Consider the following 14,471-nt stretch of genomic DNA (forward strand, 5'->3'; position numbering starts at 1 on the left):
TGCCGATGCCCGATCTGGTTGTGACGGACTGCGACGGAAGAGCGAAGCAATGGCTCTCCGAGGCGAGCGGACTTCGGGTTCGACTGAACTTTGGAGAGCGGCGCAGATACTAGGAAGGTAATCTCGCAACAGCGAAGAGGTTTGCTGCGTCGCAACACGGCAACGGCCCTGAACCTGAACGGTTCCCTGCTACCCGGCAGTTTCGGGCTGCACCGCCCGCTGCCCGCGGCAGAAAGGAGCGATTCCGGCATCCAGGCGTTGTCGATCTGGGCCGGGCCGGCGCTCACGACCTACGGCGGCCTGGGAACTCCCATTCATGCCAGAGCTGAAGCCGAAGATCGCCGAGCGGGACATCCTCACCCCGGGCCCCGCCTCCGCCGGCCTTGGCGTCGTCGGCATGATCGCCCTCATCATCGCGGCCCTGTACGTCGGGCGTGAGGTCTTCGTTCCGGTGGCGCTCGCCATCCTGCTGAGCTTCGTGCTGGCCCCGCTCATCCGGCTGTTGCAGAAAGCCCACGTGCCACGGGCGCTGGCCGTCATCGGTGTTGTCCTCGTTGCCTTTGCCGGCATCACGGCGCTTGCCACCGTCATGGCAACACAAGTCACTCAACTCGCCGGTGACCTGCCGCGCTACCAGGCCACCATGCGCGAGAAGGTGCAGTCGCTGCGCGGATCCGCCGCCGGCAGCAGCGCCCTCGAGCGGGCCGCGGATGTGTTGCAGGACTTGGGCAAGGAACTCGACAGGCCGCAGGCCGGGACGTTCCCACCGGCCAACCCGTTGGCACCGAGCACCGTGCCCACGACCGAGACAAAGCCCATTCCGGTGGAAGTGCGCCAGCCCGACCCAGGCGCCCTGCAAACCCTCGGCGCCTTCATCACCCCGCTGATCCACCCGGCCGCGACCACCGGGATCGTGATCATCTTCGTGATCTTCATCCTGCTGCAACGGGAGGACCTGCGAAACCGCCTGATCCGCTTGGCCGGGTCGCACGACCTTCAGAAGACCACCGCCGCCCTCGACGATGCCGCCGGCCGCCTGAGCAGGCTGTTCCTGACGCAACTGGCCCTGAATGCCGCCTTCGGCGTGGTGATCGGCATCGGCCTGTACTTTATTGGCGTGCCAAGTCCGGTGCTCTGGGGCATCCTCGCGGCAATCCTGCGCTTTGTCCCCTACATCGGCGCGTTCATCTCCGCCGCCTTCCCGCTGGCCCTGGCGGCGGCCGTTGATCCAGGCTGGTCGATGCTGCTGATGACCGCGGCCCTGTTCATCGTCATGGAGCCGCTCGCCGGCCACGTTGTCGAACCCCTGGTTTATGGTCACAGCACGGGTCTGTCTCCCGTGGCAGTCGTTGTCGCCGCAACTTTCTGGACCTGGCTCTGGGGCCCAATCGGGCTGGTGCTGGCAACGCCGCTGACGGTATGCCTGGTCGTGCTCGGCCGGCACGTGGAGCGGCTCGAGTTCCTCGACGTTATGCTCGGCGACCGCCCAGCCCTCTCGCCGCCGGAGATCTTCTACCAGCGCATGCTGGCCGGTGATCCCGCGGAGGCAGCCGACGTTGCAGAGGAGTTCCTGAAGGAGCGCTCGCTCTCCGTGTACTACGACGAAGTGGCGTTAGCGGGCCTGCGGCTCGCCCGCGCCGACGCCCTGCGTGGCGTCCTCGATGAGTCTCGCTTGGAGCGGATGAGAGCAACAGTTGAGGAATTAGTGGACGATCTCTCCGACCATCCTGACCAGGAGCCCCAATCCGGCAACACCAACGATCCGGAAGCCGCCGCCGCCGTTGAGGCCAGCGAGGGCGAGAGCGGCAGGACCGACCTTCCGACCCTGCCTCTGGAGGATCTCAATCCGCGCTTCCGGGGCGAGACACCGATCCTGTGCATTGCCGGCCAGAGCTCGGTCGACGAGGCGGCCGCCCTGATGCTGGCGCAGCTCCTGACCAAGCATGGGCTTCGCGCCCGGGTGGAAAGTGCAGCCTCGCTGTCGGTCCAGGCCGTTGCGAGGATCGATGATGCCGGCGTCGCCATGGTGTGCCTATCCTATCTCGATGCGGGAAGCCCGGCCCACATGCGCTATGCCGTGCGTCGCCTGCGCCGCAAGATGCCGCAGGCGCAAATCCTGCTGGGGTGCTGGGTCGAGGGAATGGACGCCGCGGCGGCCGCGGCCCTGCGGGAGGCGGTCCGGGCGGATCTCGTTGCTACAAGCCTGCGAGACGCGATGACCCTGTGCCTGGAGATGGCCAGACTAGAGGTGACCCAGGGCGTGAAGGGATCCGTTGCGATCAGCGCCGCTTGACCCGGTCCCAGCCGGGTAACATGACAAACGGAAGCAACTGCACGGTCACGCGGCGGGCTCCACGTGGGCCTTGTCACGGGCCGGCGACTGACTTCGGCACTGGCGATCTCCGCTCCCGCGTCCTTCTTCCACGGTTGAAACCAGCCCGGCCTGGTGCATCTGACTGGAGATGAGACAGTGCATCCTGAACGAACGCTCCCACCCCGCCGAGAACCCTTCCCTCACCGACGCCATCCGGACCCATCTCGGGCGCGAGCTGCGCGCTCTTTACGGCGACCCTGACGCGGAGAAGATGCCCCGGAGCTTGGGCCAGCTTCTCACCCGCGTGGCGCAGGTCATCCGGGCCCACACCGAACCGGTGGATCAGGCTTTTGTCGACGAACTCATGGGCAGCCTGCCTTCGCTGCGGGCGTACGCGATCTCGCTCACCCATGACATGAACCGGGCTGAGGATCTCGTGCAGGAGACAGTGCTCAAGGCGATCAGCAAGCAGGAGACGTTCGAGGCCGGCACGAACCTCCAAGCCTGGCTCTTCACCATCCTGCGCAACCTGTTCTTCTCCGCTCACCGCAGGACGCAACGCGAGGTCGAGGATACAGACGGGGTCCACGCGGCGACGATGATCTCCATACCCGATCAGGAGGACAGGCTCACGGTCCAGGATCTGCATGTGGCGCTTGCCAAACTGCCCCAGGAGCAGCGCGAGGCCCTGCTGCTCATCGGTGCAGAGGGTCTGTCGTACCAGGAAGCTGCCGAGTCGCTGGGAACCAAGGTCGGGACGATCAAGAGCCGGGTCAATCGGGCGAGGACCCGCCTGGCCGAGTTGATGGGCCTCGTCCATGAGGATGGCATCGCCGGATTGCACGGCGCGCCAGCTTAGGATTTCCGGATCGCCGCATGCGGAAAAGCACTCGGATCCTTTCAGCCCCCAGATGGTGCACCTCACGTCTACTGTAGGGAAATTTCGCGGAAGGCTCTTGTGGAATTGAATGGCGTCCCAAGCGATGAGAGCTACAACTCTCCACGATGGGTAACCGGGCAGGTGAGGACGCGATGAAAGTTATGGTCGTCGAAGATGATCCGCTCGTCCGTGAGATGGCTGTGGCGGGCTTGGAGGATACCGGGTTCGAGGTTGTCAAAGCGGCCAGCGGCCGGGAAGCCCTGAACCTCCTGCAAGCCGGGATCGCCGTCGATGCCCTGCTCACCGACATCCGCCTGCCGGGAGCCGATGGCTGGGCGGTGGCCAAGGCCTACCGCGAGCGCTTCCCCGATCTGCCTGTCGTGTATGTCACGGGTTACGCCGAGCAGATGCAGCCTATGCCCGGAGGAATCATCATCTCCAAACCCTACAGGATGGCTCAGGTGATCCGCGTCCTAGAAGCATGGGCGGCTTGAGGGAGGTCAAATGCCGCTACAACCCAGATGGCATGGGCTGGCGAAGACCCTCCTGCCGGTCACAGCGCGTCTTTCTTCGCCAGGTGCAGGTAGGTCGGATCGAACTCGCCTGTTGTCTTCAACCCCTCCCAGTCCAGCACCCTCAGGGTTTTGCCCTGAAAGGCGATCAGGCCCAGTTTCCGGAGTTCCTGCGACACCCGGTTCACGTGCACATTCGAGAGGCCCATCGCGTCGGCCAGATCCGCTTGGGTCACCGGCAGGTCGAAGGCATGGTCCTCCACCAGCTCGACCGCCCGCAGCCGCACCAGCAGCTCGCACAAAAGATGCGCCATGCGGGTCAGCGCGGGACGACGGCCGACATTGACCACCCACTGGCGGAACACCGCCGCATCGATGAGGGTGTCGCGCCAGAACAGATCGCCGAGGCGCGGATGGGCGCGCATGAGAGCGCGCAGGTCGTCATGCTGGATGAAGGCCAGCTTGCACGGGATCAACGCACCCAGGCTGTGATCCATGACCGTCAGGTGCAGGCTCTGGAGATCGGCGATGTCGCCGCTGATGTGGAACGACAGGATCTGCCGCTTGCCCGCAGCCGTGATGTTGTAGCGGCAGGCGAAGCCCGCCACGATGAGGCAGCATTCGGAGGCGGTGTCACCTTCGCTGACGATGTCCTGGTCGGCCGCGACGGTTTTCAGGTGCAGCGGCAGGCGCTGGAGGGCGGCCGTCTCCTCCGGCGTGAGGTGGGCGATGCTCTCGAGCTTGCGGATCAGCGCGATGGTTTGTGGGTGGATGGCCTCCATGACAGCCTCCCAGGGGCATCAGGCGGGAGCGCAGGTCTCTCAGCCGCCAGCGCCCGAGGCGTCATTGCCGGCTATACCCATAATACTATGGCTGGGAGTGTCGCGAGCAAGGACTGAGAACAGGTGGAGCAAGCTTTGGTACAGAACCGTACAAAGAGCGGTGTCGACCCGAACATGTGCCGTGTCGCTTTCGTTGACCTGGATCGTCGGTAGGATTGATCCAGGCATCGGCGCTTGAGAGACCCGCGTGCTCCCGCCTGTTGGCAGAGGAGCGCCCCATGCCTCGTTATTTCTTTCATACCTTCAATGGACATCCCTTCCCCGACATGGATGGCATCGAGCTTCCCGGGCTCGAGGAAGCTCGGCGCGAAGCCGTCCGGACCGCCGGTGCGATCATCCGTGACAGCGGCTCAGACTCCTGGCACGGCCCGGATTGGCACATGGAGGTGGTCGACGCGGCCGGACAGCCTGTGCTCTGGCTGCGCTTTTCCGTCGAGGGAGCGGGCGGCGGAATCCCATAGTTTACACAGAACGGGACATCGTCGAATGCAGCGCCATGGCCCGCTCAGCAGCAAGCTCAGTTGTCGGCTGATGATGCACCGGTACGGGCAATATGACGTTTTCACGGCAAGTTGGGATAAGGAGATGGAGGATCCGTACGGTTTCGTACAATTCTCCTTTCGGGACGTTGAGGTCTACCACCGGCAGAACTGACCTGGGCGCCGGTGACTGAGAGATCCGTGCGCTCCCGCCCATGGGCAGAGGAGCGCCCCATGCCCCGCTATTTCTTCCACGTCATCGACGGCCGCGACATCCTCGACAATGAGGGAACGGAGTTTCCCAATTTCAGGTATGTCCGCGCCGAGGCGATCCGCACCGCTGGGGCCATCCTGCACGATGAAGGTGACCGGTTCTGGAACGGCACCGAGTGGCAGATGAATGTCACCGATGCCTCGGGGCAGTCTGTGCTCAAGCTCCGCTTCTCGGCCGACGACCAAGACATTGCGCCTGATCGGGAGTGAGGGAGATGCCGAACCACTTCGACGAGCGCTGGGAAGGTCCGATCAGGGGTCTCCGTCTCCCTCTCGCTGTTTGGAACACTTTGAAGGATGAAGGCATCACCACCCTTGATCAGCTTCGGGCCATTGCCGATCAGCTTGAGCGTCTCCCTGGCATCGGGTCAAAAATGGCACGAGTGACCCGCGATGAACTCGCCCGCGCCTCAGCCCCTGAAGAGAATTGATCTGGCCAACATTGAAGCCCGAATGTGCGACAGCCCATTCACGGAATGGCCAAGCTCAACGTGTGTGATAGTTCCTGAGCTCTAACAGGCATATGGTGGGTTCTCGTCCCTGGGTGTCTGGGCATTTGGCAACCGACCCTTCGCCCCAACATGGAAGGCGAAGGCTATGATCCTCAAGATCTCCACTCCAGCCCATGCGCGTGCTCATCGATGGCCATGACAGCGAAGGCAAGCTCGTTCTTGCAAATACCCAGCTCGCCGCCGTGCTCGTTCGCCTCGGCAGCGAGACCCATGCCCCCGAGCACGCAGGGCAGTGGACCTAAAAGCTGGGTGCGGCAAACGCAACGTCCGGGATGCGCCCCTGTTCAAGACACCAGAAGAGGCCGGAACCTGGATTGAACAGGGGCTACCGGGAAAGACTGCATAAGGCGCAGCAGGCGATCTATGGAATGACGAACCAACAATCCTTCCTTGGGAGGCAGGGATCCTTTCAGGAGTTGTGTCGATCTGGAGCTACTGGACTGCGTCTGAGAACGGCAGCGTGAGCACAACCGTGCCACTCTCATCCGTGACCTCGAACGTGCATTGCAGCCATTCGGGAATGGCCTTCAGACGGGCGCCCCTCATCAGGTCACGGGCCGTTTCGATGACGTGCTGCCGCAGGGCCTTGTGGTCAGGAATCTCGTCACCTTCATCATCGCGGGCAAAGCCGTCCTCGGATGCCGGGTACCGCAGATGGAGGAAGTAGCGCGGCATCTCACCGCCCCGTGCCCATCAGGCGCGTGTACTCCGCTTCCGACAGGCCATAGGCATCATCCGCCAGTTCCTCCAACTTCTCGCGGTCAAGCACCGTAATCAGCCCACGCTTGGCGCGGATCACCTGCATGCCTTCGAGCACATGAAGCGCCACCGTGACCCCAGGACGGCGCACGCCGAGCATCATGGCAATGAACTCGTGCGTGAGTGGGATGTCATCGCCCTCCACCCGGTCGTGGCACATCAACAGCCAGCGCGCCAGGCGGGCCTCGACGTCACTGTTGGCGTTGGCGAACGCCGTCTCCGAGACCTGAACATGGGACGCCTGGGCATAGCGCAGGAGATGACGGTGCAAAGAGCTGCTCCTTCTCATCGCCTGCTCCAGATCCGGCGCGGCGAGGCGCCAGCCATGGCCTGCGATCTGCATGAAGTGCTCGTAAGGCGTCTGGTCAATGCCGAGGACGATCGGCAGGCCGACCATGCCCTCCCGTCCCACCACCCCGACCTCGATCTTGCCGCCGGAGCTGTTGTTGGTCACCGACGACATGCCGGCTTCAGGGAAGTAGACGTGTGCGATGGCTGTGTTGGGCTCGATCAGAACCTGGCGGATGTCGAGTGGCACCGGCTCAAGGTGGGGCTGGAGGCTCGCAAAGTCCTCTGCGGACAGTGAGGCGAGGAGGCGGTTGGTGATGGAAAGTTGCTGTGGCGGGTGCATGGCCCTCTCCCGTGTCGGGGCGGGAGTACACACCACTCTCGGCCGCTTGCGCCCGGATCAGACCTGCAAGCGATGAGAACACGATAGACCTTTGAGAACACCAGGGACAGCGCTGTTTGCTGGGTCACGTCTCGAAGCCGCTATTGTACGCTTTCGTACATTCAAGTAGTCTGCCGATGCGGGGCAGCCCCTCGCCATCCTCCGAGCAGGAGCGTAGCCGTGGCACCCATCTTCACCTACCAACCCGTCCAACTGGCCGAAGGAAACCCCGAACGAGAGGGACTTCTGGTGTTTTGGGGGGCTGATCTGCTGGCCCTACTGGTCCGCCTGTCCCTGAAGACACGCAGTAGTCAGGGCGGGCTGTGGTTTCTCGCAGCCGGCTTTGGCCCCTGCGCGGATATGAGCCCACCCCTGTTCAGGAAGCCTGAGGATGCGGAGCCCTGGTTCGTCGAACAGATGTCCAAAGTGACCCACCGGACAGGCAGCCCGGCCGAGAACGTCAAACCGCTTGAAGAGGCGGGGACATCCCCTCGCAAGACCTTCCACTGAAATCGTACAGGAGTTTGGTTAGCATCCGCTGCCTACAAGCGGCGCTCCTGTAGCCGCGCTAAGGCGCAGAGGCGATCATCTCACGCAGATGATGAAGAAGGGTACTGCCCTCGTAAGGCTTGGCGACGAATCGTCCGCCCCCGGGGAGCTCAGCCACACTTGGCCTCGCAACTCCGGAGACTACAAGGACGAGGATCCCGGGCCAGCGGCGATGAACCAGATGGGCGAGATCAAGCCCATTGAGAGAACCCGGCATGTGGATGTCGGTCAGGATCACCCGCACGTCGTCTCGCACCTCAAGCCACATGACAGCCTCGTCGGCACTGCCCGTCTCGATGACCTCAAAGCCGGCGTCGTCCAGCAGGTCGGATGCGAAGAACCGCAGCAGCGGGTCATCGTCCACCAGGAGAACGACAGGACGAGGACGTGAATATATGCCGTTCATGGTGAGAGTGCCCGCTTTCGAGTGTACGGTAACGTACAATTGTTCTCCTGGTTCGGCACCTTCTCTCATGAATAGCGCCAGGAGTTTGTACGGAACCGGACAAAGAGGTTGGCGTTGGTGACCCGACCAGGATGATCCAGAAGGCCAGAGGGCCATGCTCGATGATGGAGCAGGATAACCTGAGCAGGACGTCATGAGGTTGAATGCGAACAGATCGCCTCTTGGTCGCATCCCGCAGCAGATCAGGCGCAGTTGTCCAAAGAATGTGAGTGCGGGTAGGACCATCTGGCGCGCGAACCCTACCTGCGTCGACGAGCTTCAGCACCAGGCACGGTTGCGGATTCTTGGGGCCTCTGATCCGGAACGTTCCCGCCGCTTGCTTCTCAACTCATGAAGCACATCACGACCGTTTCGACTTGAAGAGCGAGCCTGCCTGCGCCACCTTTGGCCCGAGTCAAGGTTCAACAGCGACGTGGCAGTTCCGATTGCCGCGTCACCCGATCACCCGTCGTTTGATGCCCGAGCTATCCCCATTTTCTATTCGTAATCGTTTACTGGCAGCGCTGTCGGCTGGCGACTTCGCTCTCATCCGGCCCCATCTTGAGCCTATTCTCTTAAACCAGAGTGACGTGATCATTCAGGCCCATGCGCCCATCGAGCACGTCTACTTCCTGGAGGCCGGCGTGACCTCCGTCGTGACCCGCACGGAGCGCGGCCGCCGGATCGAGATCGGTCTTGTCGGCCGGGACGGCTTTGCCGGCGTGCCGGTTCTCCTGGGCGCCGACCGGACGCCGCACGAAACCTTCATGCAGATCGGCGGAGCGGCCTTGCGCATCGAGGCCGATGCCTTCCGGCACGCCCTGGAGCAGAGCCCGTCCTTGCAGAAGCTTCTGCTTCGCTTTGTTCAGGTGTTCCACCTCCAGACAGCCCAGACGGCCGCCTGCAATGGCTCCCACCCTGTCGTGAGGCGGCTGGCTCGCTGGCTGTTGATGTGCCGCGACCGGCTTGATGGCGACGAGCTGCCGCTCACGCATGAGTTCATCGCCGTGATGCTGGGCGTGCGCCGCCCCGGCGTGACGGAGGCCCTCCAGATGCTGGAGACGGCGCAGGCAATCCGGGCCGAACGGCGCAACATTGTCGTGCTCGACCGCCGCAAGCTCGAAGAGACCGCAGGCGACGGCTACGGTGGTCCGGAAGCCGAATATGAGCGCCTGATCGGGCCCCTGCGCTAGATTGCGTGGCTGGAGCCATTTGCCCACCGCATCACCCAGGTGTTGATGTCGTCCTGGGTGACAAAGATGGACGAGGCAGTCACAGGCCCGGCAGCCTGACGTGGCTGGCACCTGACCCGTCAGGCATCGGGATCAGACGCTCATACTCTGCCTCCGGCACGCCGTAGCTGTCGCCAGCCGTCTCCTCGAGCCGCTCCCGGTCCAGGATTGTGATGTGGGCTCGTCGGGCCTTGATGATGCCCGTCCCCTCCAGCAGGTGGATGGCTTCCGTCACGCCGGGGCGACGCACGGCCAGCATCAGCGACAGGAACTCGTGCGTGAGCGCCAGTTCGTCGCTGTCCACCCGGTCATGGCACATCAGCAGCCAACGGGCCATCCGCTCACTGAGCACACTATCGCCATTCGACATGGCCGTGGCGGCGGTCTGTACCATCAGCACGTGGATGTAACGCAAAAGGAGATCGTGCAGGCATGGGCTGGCCTCAAGCGCCCGGATCATGTGCCGGATCGGGATCTGATACCCGGCACCCTCCATCTGGAAGAAGCTCTGGTGCGGGGTGCGGTCAACCCCAAGAACGATGGACGGACCCACGAGCCCCTCCCGGCCCACAATGCCGATCTCGACCGGCCGGCTGTCGGAATTGAGGGCCACCACTGACGCGACGCCACTCTCGGGGAAGATGACGTGCTCAATAGGCTGGTTTGGCTCGATCAAGACCTTGCCTCTCGGCAGCATGACCTGCTCCAGATGTGGCCCGACGAGCGCGAAATCCTCCAGGGCCAAGGCCCGGAGCAGACGATTGCGCAGAAAGGACTGCTTGAGTTGAACCACGGCCGCCACACAGGATCGGGGCGGGAGGCCAAAAGCCCCTCGGCTGCTTGCGCCCCACTGATCGGTCAAGCAATTGCAACTGCCCTAAGCGGGCATGGACGGAGCCGTCACTAAAATAAGTGACTTTGGAGCCCCTCTGTACGGTTTCATACGATGGCTGCTGGATGTCCGCAGCGGGTCAGGCACTGATATTCTCGGCCGCCTCGGAACCTCCGGTTAAGCGAGGATTGCTGCCCTCGAGTTTACGTCTCAGGTGTGCCATTCGGAGACCTTCCTGGTGTGGAGACCGCCGCGTCCTCTACCCGTCAATGACTTACGCAAAAATTTCGCGGAAGGCCATATATGGAACCACTCGAATGCCGCTACGGAATTTATACCTTGGCCGTTGCCAAGGCCCACGACGGGCGCATCGCGTATCAGCCCGATCGAGCTCCACAGCTCCCTGTTGTGGAAGACGCCTTGGCCGAGGGTACTCGACGACCTCCCTCAGCTTGGGCCTCGCTTGCCGCCCACTCGCCATACGCCACAGCGCCAAAAGGTGACAGAGGAGGTTTGTACGTTTCCGAACATTTCCCCCGCTCGAGACGTTGAGTTCTACCACCGGCAGAACTGACCTGGGCGCCGGTGACTGAGAGATCCGTGTGCTCCCGCCTCATTGAACAAGGAGCACTCCATGCCCCTCCCGGCCTCTCGAGCGGACAATGAAGCCTTGATCAGGGAAGCGCAGGCTGCACGCGTTCTCGCGCACGTCCGGATGATGCTCTCCCGGTTGAAAGCGCACATCTCCAAGCCTCACTCAACGAGCCTGTAGTTTCCGATAACGTCCCGTTATGGAGCACGGACTCTGACAGGAGAACTGATCCGGGAAGGTCCGAAGTGGATCACGGACTGCCCTTCAGCTTGGCTGTGCGAAGGTCCGCTTCTCGCTTCTGACCTGCCCTCCCCTCTCCTACTGCCGTGGATACCCAGCGGGCAGCTCACTGTCGCCCGCCGGACCCTGATCATCGCAGCAGAAGCAGCAGGGATTCCAACAAGGCGTTACTCACTTAAGGTCACCAAGCCTAGCCTCTCCTAAAGTCACCCTTCAGGCTAGGCCTAAGCCTTTGACGTCAACGGAATAAAATACGTCAAAGGGAGAGATTTAGGCCATAACTACGGTCTGCCGAGTAGACAAACGCCACATTCCTCGGCTGCATCGTGAGCTGCATCATCAGAGATCTAATAGCGGGCACGTATGTAGGCCTCTTGTTTCTAGCCGAACCGCTAAACCCATTGTTTTCAAAGCACTTTCGCCGGCTGCGGGGAAGCTCTGCCCTCTCCTGCTAGTTAACAAAAGGACTTAAAAAACGTTTCCAAACGATCCTTTTCTCGTAACCGCAAATTGTGTACAAAGGGTCGAAATCGCTTTTGAAACGACATATGGCCCCCTCCCCTTCCCCCCAGCGTCTGATTGGATACGCCCGCGTCTCAACCGAGGAGCAGGCAACAGACGCTCAGCTCGACGAACTCAAGGCTGCCGGCTGCGAGGTCATTCATCAGGAACACGGGTCCGGCGCCTCCCGGGCTCGGCCGGTTCTCTCCCGGCTCATCCGCGAGATCTCAAAGGGCGAAGTCCTCGTGGTCGTTCGGCTCGATCGCTTGGCCCGGTCGGTCAGCCATCTGCTCGAGGTGATCGAGACGCTTGAGGAGAAAGGCGCCCACTTCAAATCCCTCAGGGATCCAATCGACACGTCGACACCGCAAGGCATGTTCTCTCTGCAGGTCTTGGGCGCCGTCGCTCAGCTGGAGCGATCGCTCATCTCGGAGCGCACGAAGGCTGGCGTGAAGGCGGCAGTGGCTAAGGGGAAGAGGCCGGGGAACCCCGGTTTGCGTGAGGGACGGCCGGAGGCAATCCGCAAGACTGCCCTCGCCCGCGACCGCGTCTATCTGGGCGACCTATTGACGGCAGCCGATTCCTTTCTTCCCGTTGTCCGTCAGATGCGGCCGGACCACAGCTGGCGAGATGTCGTGCAGGTGCTGAATGCACGAGGCCAGCGGTGGACGGATCAAAGCCTCCGAAGGGCGGTCAACCGATTGGTCACCGAGCGGATGGCTGAGCCGGAATTGTTACGGAAAGCCGGAAGGCGGCCGCCGGACGACCGAATTATGACTCTCATCGCTGGCATTGCGATTTCTAACCCGAACCTCACCCTGCGTGAGATCGGCGCTCAGCTGGAAGGAATGCGGGAGCGGACGCCACGCGGCGGGAGAGAATGGAAGGCCAGCTCGGTCAAATTCCAACTCGACCGGGCTCGCAAAATGGGCCTCGCGGTCCCTGAAATCCAGTGATCGCGATGCTGTCACCAGATTTCGCATTCGAAGGACGACACTTGGATAGCTTGTGCCACCCTTGGTAGATCATGATGAACTACCAGCAGGTCGTGGCCGGTATGTCAAGTTGACCTACTTGCCACGGATTCGGTAGCGACGACGGCGCTTCCATTGGAGCCGGTTCTCCAGAGCTAGATTGTGTGCGTCAAGTTCTGCAAAGCGGGGCGGCCGAGCAGGCTGGCTAAGCGGCTTCGCGGAGTTGATCCTTCTTGTGCTCCTTCAGGTCCTCCATGTTGAGGTAGCGGTGCGCCTCAAGCCAGTTCTCATGCGTCTCCACCGTCAGCGCCCGCACCAGCCGGCAGCATGAGGCTGCATTGGGAAAGATCCGCACCACATAGGTGCGTCGCCGGATCTCCTCGTTCAGGCGCTCGAGCATGTTGGTGCTCTTGAGGTGCTTATGGTGCTGGCGCGGCAGCCGGTAGAAGGTGAAGGTCTCCTCGATCGTCTCCTCGGCCCAGGCCACCAGGCGCGGGTAGCGCGCCTCCCACTTGCCAACCCAGGCCGCCAGATCGCGTCGGGCCTCCTCGACCGAGCGCCGGTCGTACAGCCAGCGCAGCTCCTGCAGGCAGTCATCGTCGGCCTTGCGCGGCAGATGATCGAGCGCATTCCTGAGGAAGTGCACATAGCAGCGCTGATATGCGGCCTCACTCAGCACCTCGCGGATGGCGTCTCTCGGGCCGGCATGGTCGTCGGCCACCACCAGCTCCACGCCGGACAGCCCGCGCTCGCGCAGGCCCAGCAGAAAGGTCTTCCAGACAGAGTGGCTTTCCCGGTTGGCCATCTCGACGCCCAGGATCTGGCGCCGCCCGTCCCAGTCGATGCCCACCGCAATCAGCACCGCCTGCGAGGCAACGATGCCGCCCTCGCGCACCTTCTCGTAGCGCGCATCCAGGATCAGGTAGGGGAACGGCTCCTCGAGCCGGCGCGAGGCGAACTGAGCCAGGCTCTCGTCCAGGCGCTTGTTGATGGCCGAGATCGCCGAGGCCGAGAAGCTGTGGCCGCACAGCTCCTCGGTGATCGCCTTCACCTTGCGGGTGGAGACCCCCTGGACGTACATCTCGGCCAGGGTGGCCACCAGCGCCTGCTCGGAGCGCTGATAGCGCTCGAACAGCTCGGTGGAGAAGCGGCCGTCCCGGTCCTGCGGCACGCGCAGCTCGAGCTTGCCGACGCGGGTCACCAGGGTGCGGGTGTAGTAGCCGGAGCGGTAGCCGAGGCGGGCTGCAGTGCGCTCGCCCTTCTCGGCCTGGAGTGCGTCGGTCATCTCGGCTTCGAGCATCTCCTGCATGACGGCGCGGACAATCTCGCGCAGCCCGTCCGGGCTCTGGCTCAGAAGGTCCTTGATGGCAGCGGCAGCAGGTTTATCCTTCGCATTGGTCATGGTGGGGCTCCTCTCGGAGGGTGACTTGGACATCACCATCCTGCCATGACCGCCCCGATCAGGCGATTTGCAGAACCTTCACCACACTACTCAGAGCTTCGAGCGCCCTGCCCTGGCTTGCGTAGATTTCTACACATTGCTGGGAGGCTCCCCGGTACCGCCCACTCTCTGATCTATGCCGCTGCAAGGATACCGCCTACTCCCAGCCGCTCACCACGTTTCGCCCGGGTCCGCAGTAGCCATCAGCTTGCCGGCGATCCGGTGAAGGGCATCATCAAGAGGCGACCTTCCTCTGCCGGTGTCTTTTGGCCGGGGGCCCCTCCCCTGCCCTTGGGCTAGCCTGCGCTTCACGAGCCGCGTAGCCTCTACCGCGAGATAGGCCAGTTCCTGATCGGGCATCCCATTCAAGAGTTCGTCAATTTCGGGCCTTGTTGCCTTCGCGCCGAGTGTGCCCAACGACACC

General features: G+C 62.8%; 15 protein-coding genes. 9 read left to right on the forward strand and 6 right to left on the reverse strand.

Annotated features, from left to right (window positions below):
* Positions 1 to 316: 316 nt before the first annotated feature.
* From HPT29_RS24860 to HPT29_RS24870, 3 genes are all read left to right on the forward strand, one after another.
* Positions 317 to 2,293 (forward strand): AI-2E family transporter, encoded by a 1,977-nt coding sequence (locus HPT29_RS24860; RefSeq protein WP_173946593.1) that lies wholly within the window; start codon positions 317 to 319, stop codon positions 2,291 to 2,293.
* Positions 2,294 to 2,462: 169 nt separating this feature from the next.
* Positions 2,463 to 3,173, forward strand: coding sequence for a sigma-70 family RNA polymerase sigma factor (locus HPT29_RS24865; RefSeq protein WP_173946594.1), 711 nt, complete (start codon positions 2,463 to 2,465; stop codon positions 3,171 to 3,173).
* Between the two features lie 173 nt (positions 3,174 to 3,346).
* The gene (locus tag HPT29_RS24870; protein ID WP_173946595.1) at positions 3,347 to 3,688 is read left to right on the forward strand and encodes a response regulator; all 342 of its coding nucleotides are present in this window, start codon (positions 3,347 to 3,349) and stop codon (positions 3,686 to 3,688) included.
* Positions 3,689 to 3,747: 59 nt separating this feature from the next.
* Here the strand turns inward: HPT29_RS24870 and HPT29_RS24875 are convergent, their stop codons facing one another.
* Positions 3,748 to 4,488 (reverse strand): Crp/Fnr family transcriptional regulator, encoded by a 741-nt coding sequence (locus HPT29_RS24875; protein WP_173946596.1) that lies wholly within the window; start codon positions 4,486 to 4,488, stop codon positions 3,748 to 3,750.
* 278 nt (positions 4,489 to 4,766) lie between these two features.
* Here HPT29_RS24875 and HPT29_RS24880 point away from each other — a divergent pair, with 278 nt between their 5' ends.
* The 3 genes from HPT29_RS24880 to HPT29_RS24890 all read left to right on the forward strand — a co-directional run bounded on the left by HPT29_RS24880 (position 4,767) and on the right by HPT29_RS24890 (position 6,054).
* On the forward strand, positions 4,767 to 5,009 hold the full coding sequence (locus HPT29_RS24880) for a DUF6894 family protein (protein ID WP_173946597.1): 243 nt from the start codon (positions 4,767 to 4,769) through the stop codon (positions 5,007 to 5,009).
* A gap of 252 nt (positions 5,010 to 5,261) precedes the next feature.
* Entirely contained in the window at positions 5,262 to 5,510 is a 249-nt protein-coding gene (locus HPT29_RS24885) for a DUF6894 family protein (protein ID WP_173946598.1), read from the forward strand.
* A 415-nt stretch (positions 5,511 to 5,925) separates the two neighbouring features.
* Entirely contained in the window at positions 5,926 to 6,054 is a 129-nt protein-coding gene (locus HPT29_RS24890; RefSeq protein WP_259060961.1) for a hypothetical protein, read from the forward strand.
* Between the two features lie 190 nt (positions 6,055 to 6,244).
* Here the strand turns inward: HPT29_RS24890 and HPT29_RS24895 are convergent, their stop codons facing one another.
* Together HPT29_RS24895 and HPT29_RS24900 are read right to left on the reverse strand one after the other, a co-directional pair.
* Positions 6,245 to 6,487 (reverse strand): DUF6894 family protein, encoded by a 243-nt coding sequence (locus HPT29_RS24895; RefSeq protein WP_173946600.1) that lies wholly within the window; start codon positions 6,485 to 6,487, stop codon positions 6,245 to 6,247.
* Between the two features lies 1 nt (position 6,488).
* Positions 6,489 to 7,202 carry a Crp/Fnr family transcriptional regulator gene (locus HPT29_RS24900; RefSeq protein WP_173946601.1) on the reverse strand — a complete coding sequence of 238 codons (714 nt, stop codon included), beginning with the start codon at positions 7,200 to 7,202 and terminating at the stop codon, positions 6,489 to 6,491.
* Positions 7,203 to 7,421: 219 nt separating this feature from the next.
* On the opposite strand from HPT29_RS24900, the gene HPT29_RS24905 reads away from it, so the two are divergent.
* The gene (locus HPT29_RS24905; RefSeq protein ID WP_173946602.1) at positions 7,422 to 7,751 is read left to right on the forward strand and encodes a hypothetical protein; all 330 of its coding nucleotides are present in this window, start codon (positions 7,422 to 7,424) and stop codon (positions 7,749 to 7,751) included.
* A gap of 58 nt (positions 7,752 to 7,809) precedes the next feature.
* Here the strand turns inward: HPT29_RS24905 and HPT29_RS24910 are convergent, their stop codons facing one another.
* Positions 7,810 to 8,235, reverse strand: coding sequence for a response regulator (locus HPT29_RS24910; RefSeq protein ID WP_259060963.1), 426 nt, complete (start codon positions 8,233 to 8,235; stop codon positions 7,810 to 7,812).
* Between the two features lie 476 nt (positions 8,236 to 8,711).
* Here HPT29_RS24910 and HPT29_RS24915 point away from each other — a divergent pair, with 476 nt between their 5' ends.
* Entirely contained in the window at positions 8,712 to 9,428 is a 717-nt protein-coding gene (locus tag HPT29_RS24915; RefSeq protein WP_173946604.1) for a Crp/Fnr family transcriptional regulator, read from the forward strand.
* A gap of 79 nt (positions 9,429 to 9,507) precedes the next feature.
* Here HPT29_RS24915 and HPT29_RS24920 read toward each other — a convergent pair whose 3' ends face one another.
* The gene (locus HPT29_RS24920) at positions 9,508 to 10,260 is read right to left on the reverse strand and encodes a Crp/Fnr family transcriptional regulator (RefSeq protein ID WP_259060965.1); all 753 of its coding nucleotides are present in this window, start codon (positions 10,258 to 10,260) and stop codon (positions 9,508 to 9,510) included.
* Between the two features lie 1,419 nt (positions 10,261 to 11,679).
* Here HPT29_RS24920 and HPT29_RS24925 point away from each other — a divergent pair.
* Positions 11,680 to 12,588: a recombinase family protein gene (locus HPT29_RS24925; protein WP_173946620.1), complete on the forward strand. Its 909-nt coding sequence runs from the start codon at positions 11,680 to 11,682 to the stop codon at positions 12,586 to 12,588.
* Between the two features lie 223 nt (positions 12,589 to 12,811).
* Here HPT29_RS24925 and HPT29_RS24930 read toward each other — a convergent pair whose 3' ends face one another.
* The gene (locus tag HPT29_RS24930; protein ID WP_173946605.1) at positions 12,812 to 14,008 is read right to left on the reverse strand and encodes an IS256 family transposase; all 1,197 of its coding nucleotides are present in this window, start codon (positions 14,006 to 14,008) and stop codon (positions 12,812 to 12,814) included.
* Between the last annotated feature and the right edge of the window lie 463 nt (positions 14,009 to 14,471).

This window comes from Microvirga terrae (assembly GCF_013307435.2).
GTDB classification, from domain to species: Bacteria; Pseudomonadota; Alphaproteobacteria; order Rhizobiales; family Beijerinckiaceae; genus Microvirga; species Microvirga terrae.

Coding starts and splice junctions, on each gene's coding strand:
- HPT29_RS24875 (WP_173946596.1), bottom strand. CDS start 4,488: ATGGAGGCCATCCACCCACAAACCATCGCGCTGATCCGCAAGCTCGAG.
- HPT29_RS24885 (WP_173946598.1), top strand. CDS start 5,262: ATGCCCCGCTATTTCTTCCACGTCATCGACGGCCGCGACATCCTCGAC.
- HPT29_RS24925 (WP_173946620.1), top strand. CDS start 11,680: ATGGCCCCCTCCCCTTCCCCCCAGCGTCTGATTGGATACGCCCGCGTC.
- HPT29_RS24870 (WP_173946595.1), top strand. CDS start 3,347: ATGAAAGTTATGGTCGTCGAAGATGATCCGCTCGTCCGTGAGATGGCT.
- HPT29_RS24895 (WP_173946600.1), bottom strand. CDS start 6,487: ATGCCGCGCTACTTCCTCCATCTGCGGTACCCGGCATCCGAGGACGGC.
- HPT29_RS24890 (WP_259060961.1), top strand. CDS start 5,926: ATGCGCGTGCTCATCGATGGCCATGACAGCGAAGGCAAGCTCGTTCTT.
- HPT29_RS24915 (WP_173946604.1), top strand. CDS start 8,712: ATGCCCGAGCTATCCCCATTTTCTATTCGTAATCGTTTACTGGCAGCG.
- HPT29_RS24930 (WP_173946605.1), bottom strand. CDS start 14,008: ATGACCAATGCGAAGGATAAACCTGCTGCCGCTGCCATCAAGGACCTT.
- HPT29_RS24865 (WP_173946594.1), top strand. CDS start 2,463: ATGAGACAGTGCATCCTGAACGAACGCTCCCACCCCGCCGAGAACCCT.
- HPT29_RS24860 (WP_173946593.1), top strand. CDS start 317: ATGCCAGAGCTGAAGCCGAAGATCGCCGAGCGGGACATCCTCACCCCG.
- HPT29_RS24880 (WP_173946597.1), top strand. CDS start 4,767: ATGCCTCGTTATTTCTTTCATACCTTCAATGGACATCCCTTCCCCGAC.
- HPT29_RS24900 (WP_173946601.1), bottom strand. CDS start 7,202: ATGCACCCGCCACAGCAACTTTCCATCACCAACCGCCTCCTCGCCTCA.